Raw genomic sequence first — 13,385 nt, 5'->3', positions numbered from 1 at the left:
TGGTGGCCTAAGCCGATTGCCGCTCGCGGATCTCTGCTAAGGTTTTGCAGTCGATGCATTGAGTGGCGGTGGGGCGCGCTTCCAAGCGACGAATGCCGATCTCAATACCACAGGCTTCGCAGTAGCCGTATTCGTCTTTCTTGATGTTGTCCAAGGTTTTGGAGATTTTTTTCAGCAGTTTGCGTTCGCGGTCGCGGGTACGCAGTTCGAGGCTGAACTCCTCCTCTTGGGCGGCACGATCAATGGGGTCGGGGAAGTTGGTCGCGTCGTCTTGCATGTGATCGACGGTGCGGTCTACCTCTTCCATTAGCTCTTTTTTCCACTTAAGCAAAATGTCGCGGAAGTGTTCTCTTTGTGATTCGTTCATGTACTCCTCACCCTCTTTAAGATCGTAGGGTTGAGGTGCTGAGGTGTTGCTTGTTGCGTTTCTGGTTGCCATTTAGGTTCCCTAATATGCTGTTACGATTAGCAAGCCCGAGTAGATAACATAAATTGGTTTTTTTTTCAAGTTATAACCGACCTTATGCCTGTTTTTGCCTGTGTAGTGTAACAAATACGGGGAGATAAAATCCTTACTCTGTTTTTGCAAAAACACGGTAGAGCAGAGGAACGAGCAATAAACTGACCAGCAGTGAGAAGCTCAAGCCCGAAACCAGCGTCAGCGCCAGTGGTCGCAGCATTTCACTGCCTTCACCCCACGCCAGTGCCAGAGGCAACATGCCGATGACGGTGGTGAGGGTGGTCATTAGAATGGGGCGCAGACGCAGGCGGGCGGCGAGTAGAATGGCTGCTTGGCAGAGAAGGCCTTTTTGGCGTTCCAATTCGATCTGCTCCAGCAGCACGATGGCGTTGTTGACCACAATGCCGATGAGCATGATCAGCCCCAACCAAACGGGCATGGATAGGGGCAGGTTGAGCTGTTGCATCATTAAACTGACCCCAATCAGAGCAAAAGGCACACTGAGCAGAATCACCACTGGGTTGCGCAGCGATTCGTACTGCACCGCCATCACCACCAAGACCAGAAACAACGCCAAGCCGATCATCAGCTGCCCCATGGTTTGACTCTCTTGCAGGGTTTTCAGGCTGCCGCCGTCGTAGAGGCTGTAGCCCTTGGGTAGGGGCAGTTGTTGCAAGCTCTGTTTGGCTTGCAATAGAGCCTGCTCCAGACTCAGGTCGCCATTTAGAGAGGCGCTGATTTCCAGTACGCGGCGTTGTTGACGGTGTTCGATGGCGGCGGGGGTGGGTGAGAGGGTGAGTGTAACCAGTTGATCCAGAGTGACGGAGCCGTGGCTGGGGCTGAGCAGACGAATCTGTTGCAGTTTATCGAAGTCATTGAGCTTGCTGGCGGGCAGGCGCAGACGGATGCTGATTGCTTGACCCTGTTGGTAGAGTGTGCCGATGGCACGACCTTGCAACGCCATCTGTAAGGTTTGGCCGATGGTTTCGAGGCTCAGCCCCAGTTCTGCTGCCCGTTGTCGGTTGATGATCAGAGTCAGTTCTTGATGACGTTCTTCGGCGCTGTGTTGCAGGTTTTTCAAGCCCTTGATCGGTTTTAATAAGGCGATGGCTTTATCGCCCAGTTGAGAAAGGGTTTCCAGATCGTTGCCTTGCAGATAGAGGTTCAGGTCGTTGTTGCCCCGACTGAGGCGGATGCCGCGAATACCACGGCTGCGCAGGCGAATTTTCAGGCCGATAAAATCGCGTTTTTTCGCTTTTAGCTGTGTCTTGATCTGTTTAATCCATTGCTGGCTGTTGATGCCTTTTTTCAATTGCAGTTGGATGCTGGTGCGGTTGGGAGATTGGTATTGAGAACGACCAAAGACAAAACCACCGATGGTGGCAAAACCGTTCTTTACTTCGGGCTGCTGTAAGAGAAATTTTTCAACGCCTTGGCTGAGCCGATCCATCGCTTCGAGGTTGGTGCCAGGGTCGGCGCTGAGGCTGACGGAGATCTGCCCATTGTCCATTTTGGGCAGAAAGCTCTGTTTGGCGTTTAGCAGCGGCGGCAGGCTGTAGGCCAAGGCGATGACAAAGAGGGGAATAACCAGCCAGCGCAGATTCAACAGTCTGTGTAACGCCCACTGGTGGCCGTTTTGCATTCGCGTTAGCAGCCAAGCGATGAGGCGGGCTAAGGGGTTGGCTTGACGCTGTTTGAGCGGTGCGGCCAGTGCGGGAACCAGCGTCAGCGCCACCAACAGGGAGGCGAGAATGGCGGCGGAGATGGTGAAGATCAGCTCTCGAAACAGCAGCCCCACCAGTCCGCCAACAAACAGAAAGGGCAGCACTGCGGCTAAGTTGGTGCTGGTGGCGGCCAGCAGAGCGCCGCTGATTTCGTGGCTGGCGCTGAGGGCGGCCTCTTCTTTCTGTTCTTGCTGGTGGCGGCTGATGTTTTCCAGCATGACGATGGTGTTGTCCACCAATAGTCCGATGCCCAAGGCCAGACCGCCGAGGGTCATGATGTTGAGGCTCAAATCGGCCAGACTCATGAGGATGAAGGTGATCAGAATGGCAATGGGAATGGCGCTGCCGATGATCAGGGTGCGGCGCAGATCACCGAGAAACAGATAAACCACCAACATGGCCAGCAGTGCGCCACTCAAGGCGGTCATGCTGGCGTTGTTCAACGCCAGACGCACAAACCTCGCTTGGTCGGCGACTTTGACGATTTTGATGTCGCTTGGCAGCAGGTTTTGTTGGCGCAGCTCGGCAAGGCGCATTTCCACTGCATCGGCCACCGCCACGCTGTTGGCTTGCGGCTGTTTTTGGATTGAGAGCTTGATGCCATTGATGCCGTTGAGTCGAATGCGCAGACGTTCATCATTTTGACTTTCAATCACGGTCGCCAAGGTTGCCAGAGGCAGCAGTGTGCCGTCTTTGAGTCGAATGGGCAGTTGACGGATTTCGGCCAAACTCTTCAACGGGGCGTGCAGATGGGTGCCGATCAGACGTTCGCTGAGCTGTAAAAAGCCCCCTTGGGGTTCGACTAAATCCGCTTGCAGTTGTTTTTGCAGGCTGAGCAGATCCAGACCCAGCTCCGCCAGTTGGAGGCTGTCCGGTTGAATTAAGATCTCTCGTTGCAGCGCGCCGCCGACTTCGGTGGCGGCCACCCCCGCTAGGTTTAAAAACCAGTTGGAGAAGTCGTTTTCCAGCCATTCACTCAACTCAACGCGACTGCGTTCGTCAGAGCTGAGCACGTACTCTAAAACGGCAATTTGGGAGGGATCTCGTTTGTAGATCACTGGCGCTTCGGTGTTGTTGGGCAGAAAACGTTTGGCACGATCCAAGCGGGTGCTGGCATCACGCAGGGCGCGGTCAATGTCGGTGCCATAAGCAAAAGAGAGATCCACGGCGCTGCGGCCTTCGCTGCTGCGGGAGGTGATGGCGATAACGCCTTCGGTGATGGCGAGCTGTTCTTCCAGTTGATTGGTGATGCGCTGTTCCATGACGTTGGCGGCCACGCCGGGGGAGAGCACGCGGACTCGAATGTCGGGGTAGACCAGTTCGGGAAGCAGGTTGACGTGCAGTTGAAACAGGGAAAACAGCCCTAAGACCATTGTGGCTAGGGTCAGCATTAATACGCCGATGGGGTGTTTGATGGACCAGCCAGCCAGTCCGCTGCGGCGGTTTTTATCGGTGAGTTGGGGCATGGAGCGGTTTTTCCAGAAGTTCGTTTGTACTTTTATGGCAAAGCAGTATATTGTAATTTTTCAGGTTTTTAGGCTGTTTTTGCGATTTTCATGAGGATGCGTTGATGAAAAAATTGATTGAGTGGGCGGAAGGTGAAGTGACTCGGGCGAGGAAGTTGATGCTGTTTACCACCGTGTTTACCTATTTGTTGGTGACGGTGGCGGCGTTGGTTCTGGTGGTGATGGGTAAAGACATTGAGCCCTTTTTGGGGATTTATTATTCCTTCACGGCGGTGGCGGCGACGGCGATTGGTTTTTATACCGGCACCTCAGCAAAACTGCCTTCGAGTGGTCAAGGTTAATTGTGACTAATCTCGTTCATGTTGTCGGTCTGTCAGAACACCTTATGCCGTCGCCGGAGCTGCTGCGCATCAATAATCTGTCCGTGGCGTTTGGCCCCGAAGGCGCACGTCAGCGGGTGGTGGATGGGGTCAGTTTCTCCATTAAGCAAGGTGAAAAACGGGCAATTGTGGGTGAGTCCGGTTCGGGTAAGTCGGTGACGGCGATGTCGATTTTGGGGCTGCACGATCTACAGCAGGTGGAGTATGGCGGTGAAGTTTGGTTTCAGGACGAGAATCTGCTGGCGCTGAGTCAAAATCAACTGCGTTCGGTGCGGGGCGGTGAGATTGCGATGATCTTCCAAGAGCCGATGACGTCGCTCAATCCGGTTTTTCCCATCGGCGAGCAGTTGATGGAGCCGCTGCTGGTGCATCAGGGTTTGTCTAAGCCACAAGCGAAAGCGCGTATGTTGGAGCTGTTGGATTTGACCGGTATTCCTGAACCGGCCAAGCGTTTTGATGCCTTTCCGCACATGTTGTCCGGTGGTCAGCGGCAGCGGGTGATGATCGCAATGGCTTTGGCTTGTCGGCCTAAATTGCTGATTGCCGATGAACCGACCACGGCGCTGGATGTGACGGTGCAGGCGCAGATTTTGGAGCTGTTGGAGGATCTGCAACTGGAGTTGAATATGGCGGTGTTGCTGATCTCTCATGATTTGAATTTGGTGCGCCAGTTTTCCGATTCTATTTGTGTGATGAAACAAGGTCAGGTGGTAGAAACAGCGCAGACAGAGACGTTATTTACCGATCCGCAACACAACTACACCAAGGCGCTGTTGAGCAGTCGGCCAGAACGATTGGTGCGCCCATTGGTGGAGAAAACACACACTGCACCCTTACTTCGCGCCACAAATATTCGTTGCCATTTTCCGATTAAATCAGCGGGGTTTTTGCGTAAAACCAGCGGTTGGGTGAAAGCGGTGGATGGGGTTGATGTGCAGTTGGCGGCGGGTGAGACCTTGGGCATTGTCGGTGAGTCCGGTTCTGGTAAATCCACTTTGGGGTTGAATCTGTTGCAGTTGCAAGCGGGTGAAGGTGAGGTGTTGTTTAACTATCAAAAATTGAATGCGCTCAGCAGACGGCAGCTGCGCCCGATGCGCCATCACATGCAAATTGTTTTTCAAGATCCATACTCGTCACTGTCGCCGCGCATGACCGTGGAGCAGATTATTGGTGAAGGGTTGGAGATTCATTTCCCTGATTTGGATCACATTCAGCGCCGCAAACGCATTGTGCAGGTGTTGGAAGAGGTGGGGTTGGATGAGACTCTGCTGTGGCGTTATCCCCATGAGTTTTCCGGTGGTCAACGCCAGCGCATTGCGATTGCGCGGGTGGTGGTGCTGGAACCCAAGTTGGTGATGTTGGATGAACCCACCAGTGCCTTGGATGTGTCGGTGCAGAAACAGGTGTTGGAGCTGCTGCACCGTTTGCAGCAAGATCACGGCATGAGTTATCTGTTTATCAGCCATGATTTGGCGGTGATTCGGGCGATGTCGCATCGGGTTTTGGTGATGAAAGAGGGCAAGGTGGTGGAGTCGGGTGAGACCGAAGGGCTGTTTAATAACCCGCAACACGCTTATACCAAAACGCTGTTGAGTGCGTCGTTGTTGGCGGAAGCTGTGGATTGAGGGGAAAACTAAAGCGGCGTGAGGAAAATCGGACAAATTTGTTGACAAACACTGGGATTAAAGACAAGAAATTTAAGCAGAAAGAAGCATCCCAGTTGTTGCACGTTACACGTCCAAGAATATCTGATGCGTGGAAAAACTGAAAAATTTACAATTGATGCTGTGGTTGACATGCTTGAAAGAACAGGAAGGCATGTCACTGTTCAGGTTGATTGATCAACGATTAGGGCCGGCACGGTCAATCTAATCTCCATCGAAAGAACCAATATGGTTTCTATTTTAGCTTAGTTCAAGGAGCAACGTCGCCTGATGGCGGCAAGGAAAAATGCACTGGAATCAGGCTTGTTTCTCTTACATCCACACACAATCAATAAGGCAATAAACAATGAAATTATGCGTCTACCTTTCCGGCGAAATCCACACCGACTGGAGAGAGAAAATCATCAGCGCTTGTGCTGAGCAAAAGCTTGCGGTCTCTTTTTTATCGGCAGTGACCGACCATGAAGCCAGCGATGCGGCCGGTGATGCTTTGGGCAACGAAGAGCAGGGCTTCTGGCGAGATCATAAATCGGCCAAAATCAATGCAATCAGAACCAAAACAGTGATTGAACGTTGCGATGTCGCCGTGATTCGTTTTGGGGATAAATTCAAACAGTGGAATGCCGCTTTTGATGCCGGTTATTGTGCTGCCTCAAATACCCCCTACATCACCCTGCATAACGAAGAGATCGTTCACCCGCTGAAAGAGGTGGATGCCGCCGCTCTGGGTTGGGCAACCACGCCGGAACAGGTGGTGGAGATATTGAAATACGTGGTGGGCGAGTAGCTCAGTCAGCCCCTGTGGGGCTATTCAATCACTCCGCCACCGAGACAGAGTTCGTCGGCGTAAAACACCACCGATTGACCGGGGGTGATGGCGCGTACCGGCGCTGCAAATTGAACCTCAAGCTGCGCTGTTGAATCACCTGTGAGCAGGGTGCAGTTGATGTCCTGTTGACGGTAACGGGTTTTGGCGCTCAGCTTGATTGGCAATTGCGGTGTTTCGCCCAGCGTCCAGCTGAGGTTTTGGCAGTGCAGGCGGCTTTGGAACAGCAGCGGGTGATTGTGGCCTTGTCCGGCGATCAGCACATTCTTATCCAAATCTTTGCCCAACACATACCACGGCTCTTCACTCTTCTCTTTTTTGCCGCCGATGCCGAGCCCTTGGCGCTGACCGAGGGTGTAGTACATCAGGCCGTGATGCTGGCCGATCACCTCGCCATTGGGGGTCTGAATCTCGCCGGGATTGGCGGGCAGATAAGTCTCTAAAAAATCTTTAAATTTGCGTTCACCGATAAAACAGATGCCGGTGCTGTCTTTTTTCGCGTGGTTGGCAAAACCCGCTTGGGCGGCGATTTCGCGCACCTTGGATTTTTGCAGCTCGCCGATGGGAAACAGGCTTTTGCTCAGTTGGGGCTGGCCGATGGCGTGCAGAAAGTAGCTCTGATCTTTGTTGTTGTCCAAGCCGCGCAGCAGTTGAAATTGGCCGTTTTGCTCGCGGATGCGGGCGTAGTGGCCGGTGGCGATTTTGTCTGCACCGAGCTTCACGGCGTAATCCAAAAAGGCTTTGAACTTGATCTCTTTGTTGCAGATGATGTCGGGGTTGGGGGTGCGTCCGGCGCGGTACTCAGCGAGAAAATGCTCAAAGACGTGATCCCAATATTCGCCCGAGAAATTCACTGTGTGCAGTTTAACGCCCAACCGATCGGCCACCTGTTGCGCGTCGGCCAGATCTTCGGCGGCGGAGCAGTACTCGCTGCTGTCGTCCTCTTCCCAGTTTTTCATAAACAGGGCTTCGACACAGTAGCCCTGTTGCTGGAGCAGCAGCGTTGCCACGGCGGAATCGACCCCGCCGGAGAGTCCCACAAAGACCGTCTGTTTCATTGTTTATGCCTCACCCGTTTGAGGGCGCAATGCTAGGGCAGATTGAGGGGAGAGACAAGCGCCGCTTGTTTGCCTCTTATGCTAGAATCCCTCCCACATTTTTGAGTCAAAACACATTAAAAGCAGGTAGAGTATGAAAAATCTAATATTGGGTCTGTTGGTAGGCTTGATCGTCGGTGGTTGGGCCGGTCTTAACACGGGTAAAGAACGCCCTATGTTTTCTAACCCCTTTGTGGAAGACCCTAAGCCGGTCACTACGTTGGATCAGCTGAAATCAAGCGCCGATGAATTGATTGAAAGCGGACGTGACGCGCTGCACAAAGCCACTCAGTAGCGTGTAAGGCCGTTTAAAGCCACTGCCAAAGTTCTTTGGGGTGGTTTATCAGCCCATCGGCGTTCCAGTCGTTGGGCTGATCATCTTCTGCTAAATACCCAAACAGCGCTGCTAGAGTCAGCATTCCGGCTCGATTGCCCGCTTCAATATCGCGCTGCGCATCGCCTACATAAAGGCATTCGCTGGGGTTTACCCCAATTTCTCGACAGGCGTACAGCAGCGGTTCTGGGTGCGGTTTGCGTTCGGCGGTGGTGTCGCCACTGACCAAGCAACTGCTGCGCTGAGCGAGGTTGAGCTGCTGCATCAAGGGTTCGCTGAGCCAGCTCGGTTTATTGGTTACTACGCCCCATTTTAGCCCCTGTTGTTCTGCCTTGTTAAGCAGCTCTTCAAAGCCCTCAAACAGCGCCGATTCACGGGCAATGTTCTGTAGGTAAATCTGTAAAAAACGCAGCCGTAAGGCCTCAAATTCCGCTTTAAGTCGCTGTTCGCCAAAGCCCAACCGAGTCAGTGCGGCTCCGCCGTGAGAGACCATGGGGCGAATGGTTGCGTAAGGCAGAGTGGGGTTGCCCTGCTCTTGCAGCACGCGGTTGAGGGCGTAGGCCATGTCCGGTGCGGTGTCGATCAGGGTGCCATCGAGATCAAACAGTAAGGTGGTGATGTTGGCCATGATTAAGCTTCTTTTTGGCAATAGAGCAGGTAGTTGACGCTCAAATCTTGGCCAAGGCGGTACTGTTTTGTAAAGGGGTTGTAGCTCATGCCGGTGCTCTCTTTGACCTCCAGATCGGCTGCGCGACAGGCGCTGGCCAGCTCGGCGGGGCGGATGAATTTGGCGTATTCGTGGGTGCCTTTGGGCAGCATGTTGAGCACGTATTCAGCGCCGATGATGGCAAACAGATAGGATTTTGGGTTGCGGTTCAGAGTGGAAAAAAAGAGTTTTCCGCCTGGTTTGACCAGCTTGGCGCAGGCGGTGACGATGGATTCGGGGTCGGGAACGTGCTCCAACATCTCCATACAACTGACGGCATCAAAGGATTCAGGTGCTTCTTCGGCCAGTGCTTCGACGGTGATTTTGCGGTAGTTCAGTTCGATGCCCGCTTCGGCGGCGTGCAATTTGGCCACCATCAGAGGTGCGTCGCCCATGTCGATGCCGGTTACGTTCGCGCTACGCGCGGCCATGCTTTCGGCCAGAATGCCGCCGCCACAGCCCACATCCAATACGCTTTTTCCTTCCAAATTCAGATGCCGGTCGATGTAGTCGAGGCGCAGTGGGTTGATGTCGTGCAGGGGTTTGAATTCGCTTTCAGGATCCCACCAACGGCTGGCCAAGGCTTCAAATTTGGCGATTTCATGGGCATCCACATTGGCTGTGGTCTCTCCTGTTTTGGCTGCGGTCATTATTCTTCCAGCGTCAAATTTAAAAGGAGGCTAGCTTGCCACAGAGTGAGCGGTGCTGCACGGCTTTGGCGGGTTTGATTACGGTTTTTTGCTGTGAATGGGGTAGAGGTCGTAGCGGGTATTGGGGCTTTCGATGCAACTGTGGGGGGCTTGACCTGCCAGCGGTTCTGCGCCTTTGGGGCGTTTTACTACGACTCTTTTTTGCGCGGTTTTGAGCGCCACAGCCAACAGTTGCTCGCTGTCGAGGTCTTTGCCGAGCAGTTTTTGCAGCAGTTGCATCTCTTTTTTTACTTGGGCTTTTTTCTGCCGTCCATGGATACATGGGGTCGAGGTAGATCACTTCGGGGTGTTGTTCTGGAGTGAGGCTGAGCAGGTAATCGCTGGCGTCTTGATTCACCAGAGAGAGGCGTTGGCAGATCTCTTCTATCTCGCTGTTGTGTTGGCCTTGTTCTAAGGCTTGTTGCAGCAGCAGGGCGATGATGGCTGAGCGTTCGATCATGGTCACGTGGCAGCCGAGGGTGGCCAAGACAAAGGCATCGCGTCCCAAACCGGCGGTGGCATCGACGACGCTGGGCGTTGCGCCTTTTTCAGGCCGATGGCGCGGGCTAAGGGTTGGTTTCTGCCGCCGCCAAATTGACGGCGATGCGCGGCTTTGCCGCTGCTGAAGCTGATGCTGAAACCCCTGCTTTTTTTCTGTTGATTGTCGATTAGCTCGATTTTATCGCTGCTGATTTGCAGCAGCAAAGCCGCTTCTGATGGGTCTTCGAGCAGGGTTAAGTTGAGCTGTTGTGCCAACTGTTGGGCGCGTTTTTTATTGTTGTGGTCGAGGGTGTGCAGGGCGATCGGTAGGCGGTTATTCATGTTGAGGCGATACGGAATCTCATTGGACTGGTGGTTGTTAATGTAACACGGCTGTTGTCTGTGGGTTGCTCAGAGTGCGCATCTGTTGTTGCAAGGTCAGTAGAGGGTCATCGATATAGAGGGTGGTGTTTGTGCGTTGAGTGCTTTTTTTACTGTTGATTAACAGCAGGCTCCAGAGGCTGGCTGTGAGCCAGAGCAACAAACCGAGTGCGGCACCGAAGCCGAGCTGTTCGTTTTGTAGATCGACAGCGAGGCAGATTAATCCAGTACCCCACAAAGTGGCGATAGGGGCTGTGCAGACGTGTTTAGGAGCGGAGTGGTAGACAGAAATGGGCGGTGATAACAGTGCGGTTATTGAGTTGTTCATTGGATGTTTTCCAGTTGACCTGTTTATGTTTTTGTAGTTGTTTTAGCTGTAGCAGCTACTAAGCCAGAGGCGGTGCTCATGCCAGAAAAGCGTTTCTAATAGTGTGGAACTTTGACCTGCATCAAGGTTTTGTCTCTTTCTGCTGATTGGGAAGCACATTTTTTTTGGCCTCTGATTTGCTTTGTTGTGCTTTCATTGATGAGTGTGCATCAAGATGATTTATGTCCATTGAGGAAAGAGTCCGTGTCTATCGACTTATCGCAGTTTCAGCAGGTGTTCTTCGAAGAGAGTTTTGAGGGGCTGGAGATTATGGAGACCTCGTTGTTGGGTCTTGACCCCAATGATGTGGACGATGAAGAGATCAACACCATTTTCCGCGCCGCTCATTCGATAAAAGGCGGCAGTGGCACTTTTGGCTTTTCGGCGGTGGCGGACTTTACCCATGTGATGGAGACGCTCCTCAACGAAATGCGCGATGGCCGCCGAGCGGTGACAGCAGAGTCGGTGGATATTTTGCTGCAATCGGTGGATGTGCTGCGTGACATGCTGGCGGCGGCCGATGAAGAGCGTGAGGTGGATGTGGCGCGGGTGGCGGCACAAAAGCAGGTGTTGGAAAACGTCTTAAACCCAGATGGAGAAGATGAGTCAACGGCTGGAGAAGATAAAGTAGAAAATAATGCACCTCCTGAGTCGGATGAAAAACCCATCGGTTGGCATATTATTTTTAGGCCGTTGCCGCAAATTTTAAAAACCGGCAATGACCCCATGCGTATTTTACGCGAGTTGATGGAGTTGGGTGAAATTCATATCGAAGTGGATGACTCCGATTTGCCAGATCTGGCGGAATTTGATCCCGAGCTCTGTTATTTGACCTGGGATATTACCTTAATGACGGAGAACAGCCGAGCTGAAATTGATGAAATTTTTGCTTGGGTGGAAGACGATTGTGAGTTGATTGTGCAGGAAATTTTGGCCGACAAACCGGCTTTATCTCAGTCAGCTCCAGAGTTGAAGGTTGTGGCTCCCGTTGAAGATCGGCGGGTTAAAAAAGATCGGCGTGATAAAGAGCCTAAAAAAGCCTCGGGTAGCAGCTCTATTCGGGTCGATATTACCAAAATTGATGAGCTGATCAATATGGTGGGTGAGCTGGTAATTACTCAGTCGATGTTGAGTCTGCTGGGTGAAACCTTTGAAATGGAAAAATTGGAACAGTTGACCAATGGCCTTTCTCAATTGGAACGTCATACACGTAATTTGCAAGAGAGCGTAATGCAGATTCGTATGTTGCCGATCAGTTTCACCTTTAACCGCTTTCCCCGTCTGGTACATGATTTAAGTGCCAAATTGGGTAAAAAAATCGACCTTCAAGTGAGCGGTGAAACCACGGAAGTGGATAAAACCGTGATTGAAAAAATCGGTGATCCATTGGTGCATTTGGTGCGGAACAGTTTGGATCACGGCATTGAAATGCCTGTTGATCGACTGGCATCGGGCAAGAGTGAGGTGGGTGTGATTAGCCTTAATGCGTTTCATCAGGGCGGTAATATTGTTTTAGAGATTCGAGATGATGGCAAGGGGTTAGATCGTAGCGTTTTAGTGAAAAAAGCATTGGAAAAAGGTCTGATTGATGGCTCACAAGAGTTAACGGATCGACAGGTGTATGAGTTGATTTTTCACCCTGGGTTTTCTACAGCCGAAAAAGTCAGTGATGTTTCCGGTCGTGGTGTGGGTATGGATGTGGTGAGAAAAAACATCAATGAGTTGGGCGGCAGCATCACCATTGAGTCGGAGCTGGGTCAGGGTACGGCAATCATTATTCGTTTGCCATTGACCTTGGCCATTTTGGATGGCCAGACGGTACAGGTAGCAGATGAAACCTACATTGTGCCGTTGGGTTCGATTGTGGAGTCGATTCAGGTTAAGGAGCAGCAGGTGAGTCGCGTGGTGGGACGCGGTGAGACCTTTAAATTACGAGATGAATATCTGCCCATTGTGCGTTTGCATGAGGTGTTTGGAATTAAAAACAGTACGTCTAAAACAGTGCAAGAGGGGCTGTTGGTGATTGTGGAGGGTGAGTCGCACCGCTGTGGTCTGTTTGTGGATGATTTATTGGGACAGCAACAGGTGGTGATTAAATCTTTGGAAGAAAATTACCAACGGGTCAATGGAATTTCGGGAGCTACGATTTTAGGTGACGGTTCGGTGGCGCTGATTTTGGATATTCCGGGCGTGATGCGCTTGGCGGACAAAGCGGGTTTTGAAAACAGGGTCTCGGCGTGAATGGTGGTTCTGGTTGAGGGCGGCAATAACAGTGGGTAATCAAATGTGAACAGCAGAGAGTTGGAAATTTCGGTGGAGTCCCAAGGCGATGAATATCTGAGTTTTCGCTTGGGCGACGAAGGCTATGGTGTGGATATTTTACGGGTGCAAGAGATTCGTGGTTGGGAGGAGTCCACTCGTATTCCCAATGCAGCGGAGTACGTTAAAGGCGTGTTGAATTTGCGCGGTTCCATTGTGCCTATTTTGGATTTGCGTCATCGTTTGGGCATGGGTCTAAATGAGTACAGCAAAGAGAGTGTGGTGGTTGTGTTGCGCTCTGTGGGCAGTGGTAGCGGGCAGATTATGGGTGTAATTGTGGATGAGGTTTCTGATGTGATTACGGTTAAACGAGAGCAGTTTCAGGGCGTACCCAAGTTTGGCAATGGCATTTCAACGGATTTTATCTCGGGTTTGATTGAGTCTGACAACAGAATGACCATGATATTGGATGTTGATAAATTACTCTGTCTGTCAAACAGTCCGGCAGTCAGTGAACAGTAATTTTTTAGATTTGTTTATAGTGAAATTTTA

12 protein-coding genes and 1 pseudogene are annotated in these 13,385 nt (G+C 52.0%); 6 read left to right on the top strand and 7 right to left on the bottom strand.

Annotated elements, in window-relative coordinates; genetic code table 11:
* Nucleotides 1–7: 7 nt before the first annotated feature.
* Nucleotides 8–439, bottom strand: coding sequence for an RNA polymerase-binding protein DksA (dksA, locus tag Q9O24_01575; protein MDQ7073860.1), 432 nt, complete (start codon nucleotides 437–439; stop codon nucleotides 8–10).
* A 133-nt stretch (nucleotides 440–572) separates the two neighbouring features.
* A complete protein-coding gene (locus Q9O24_01570) occupies nucleotides 573–3,650 on the bottom strand; it encodes an efflux RND transporter permease subunit (protein MDQ7073859.1) in 3,078 nt (1,025 codons plus the stop codon).
* Nucleotides 3,651–3,754: 104 nt separating this feature from the next.
* Between Q9O24_01570 and Q9O24_01565 the strand changes: the two genes are divergently transcribed.
* The 3 genes from Q9O24_01565 to Q9O24_01555 all read left to right on the top strand — a co-directional run bounded on the left by Q9O24_01565 (nucleotide 3,755) and on the right by Q9O24_01555 (nucleotide 6,481).
* Nucleotides 3,755–3,991, top strand: coding sequence for a hypothetical protein (locus tag Q9O24_01565; protein ID MDQ7073858.1), 237 nt, complete (start codon nucleotides 3,755–3,757; stop codon nucleotides 3,989–3,991).
* A gap of 44 nt (nucleotides 3,992–4,035) precedes the next feature.
* Entirely contained in the window at nucleotides 4,036–5,655 is a 1,620-nt protein-coding gene (locus Q9O24_01560) for an ABC transporter ATP-binding protein (GenBank protein ID MDQ7073857.1), read from the top strand.
* A 385-nt stretch (nucleotides 5,656–6,040) separates the two neighbouring features.
* Complete coding sequence (locus tag Q9O24_01555) at nucleotides 6,041–6,481, top strand: YtoQ family protein (protein MDQ7073856.1); 441 nt, start codon at nucleotides 6,041–6,043, stop codon at nucleotides 6,479–6,481.
* 20 nt (nucleotides 6,482–6,501) lie between these two features.
* On the opposite strand, the gene mnmA is transcribed toward Q9O24_01555, so the two are convergent.
* A complete protein-coding gene (gene mnmA / locus Q9O24_01550; GenBank protein ID MDQ7073855.1) occupies nucleotides 6,502–7,578 on the bottom strand; it encodes a tRNA 2-thiouridine(34) synthase MnmA in 1,077 nt (358 codons plus the stop codon).
* 133 nt (nucleotides 7,579–7,711) lie between these two features.
* Here mnmA and Q9O24_01545 point away from each other — a divergent pair, with 133 nt between their 5' ends.
* A complete protein-coding gene (locus Q9O24_01545) occupies nucleotides 7,712–7,912 on the top strand; it encodes a hypothetical protein (protein ID MDQ7073854.1) in 201 nt (66 codons plus the stop codon).
* A 13-nt stretch (nucleotides 7,913–7,925) separates the two neighbouring features.
* Here Q9O24_01545 and gph read toward each other — a convergent pair whose 3' ends face one another.
* The 4 genes and pseudogenes from gph to Q9O24_01525 all read right to left on the bottom strand — a co-directional run bounded on the left by gph (nucleotide 7,926) and on the right by Q9O24_01525 (nucleotide 10,535).
* Nucleotides 7,926–8,579 (bottom strand): phosphoglycolate phosphatase, encoded by a 654-nt coding sequence (gph, locus tag Q9O24_01540; protein MDQ7073853.1) that lies wholly within the window; start codon nucleotides 8,577–8,579, stop codon nucleotides 7,926–7,928.
* 2 nt (nucleotides 8,580–8,581) lie between these two features.
* Nucleotides 8,582–9,307: a bifunctional 2-polyprenyl-6-hydroxyphenol methylase/3-demethylubiquinol 3-O-methyltransferase UbiG gene (gene ubiG, locus Q9O24_01535; GenBank protein MDQ7073852.1), complete on the bottom strand. Its 726-nt coding sequence runs from the start codon at nucleotides 9,305–9,307 to the stop codon at nucleotides 8,582–8,584.
* Nucleotides 9,308–9,385: 78 nt separating this feature from the next.
* A pseudogene (locus Q9O24_01530) lies at nucleotides 9,386–10,168 on the bottom strand (class I SAM-dependent methyltransferase).
* A 37-nt stretch (nucleotides 10,169–10,205) separates the two neighbouring features.
* On the bottom strand, nucleotides 10,206–10,535 hold the full coding sequence (locus Q9O24_01525; GenBank protein ID MDQ7073851.1) for a hypothetical protein: 330 nt from the start codon (nucleotides 10,533–10,535) through the stop codon (nucleotides 10,206–10,208).
* Nucleotides 10,536–10,778: 243 nt separating this feature from the next.
* On the opposite strand from Q9O24_01525, the gene Q9O24_01520 reads away from it, so the two are divergent.
* Both Q9O24_01520 and Q9O24_01515 read left to right on the top strand, forming a co-directional pair.
* The gene (locus Q9O24_01520) at nucleotides 10,779–12,815 is read left to right on the top strand and encodes a chemotaxis protein CheA (GenBank protein MDQ7073850.1); all 2,037 of its coding nucleotides are present in this window, start codon (nucleotides 10,779–10,781) and stop codon (nucleotides 12,813–12,815) included.
* A 45-nt stretch (nucleotides 12,816–12,860) separates the two neighbouring features.
* The gene (locus Q9O24_01515) at nucleotides 12,861–13,355 is read left to right on the top strand and encodes a chemotaxis protein CheW (GenBank protein ID MDQ7073849.1); all 495 of its coding nucleotides are present in this window, start codon (nucleotides 12,861–12,863) and stop codon (nucleotides 13,353–13,355) included.
* Nucleotides 13,356–13,385: the final 30 nt, after the last annotated feature.

Source organism: Gammaproteobacteria bacterium, assembly GCA_030949385.1.
Classification (GTDB): domain Bacteria; phylum Pseudomonadota; class Gammaproteobacteria; order JAUZRS01; family JAUZRS01; genus JAUZRS01.
The sequence above is the reverse complement of the archived record's forward strand: the minus strand, read 5'-3'. Positions and strand labels throughout refer to the sequence as shown.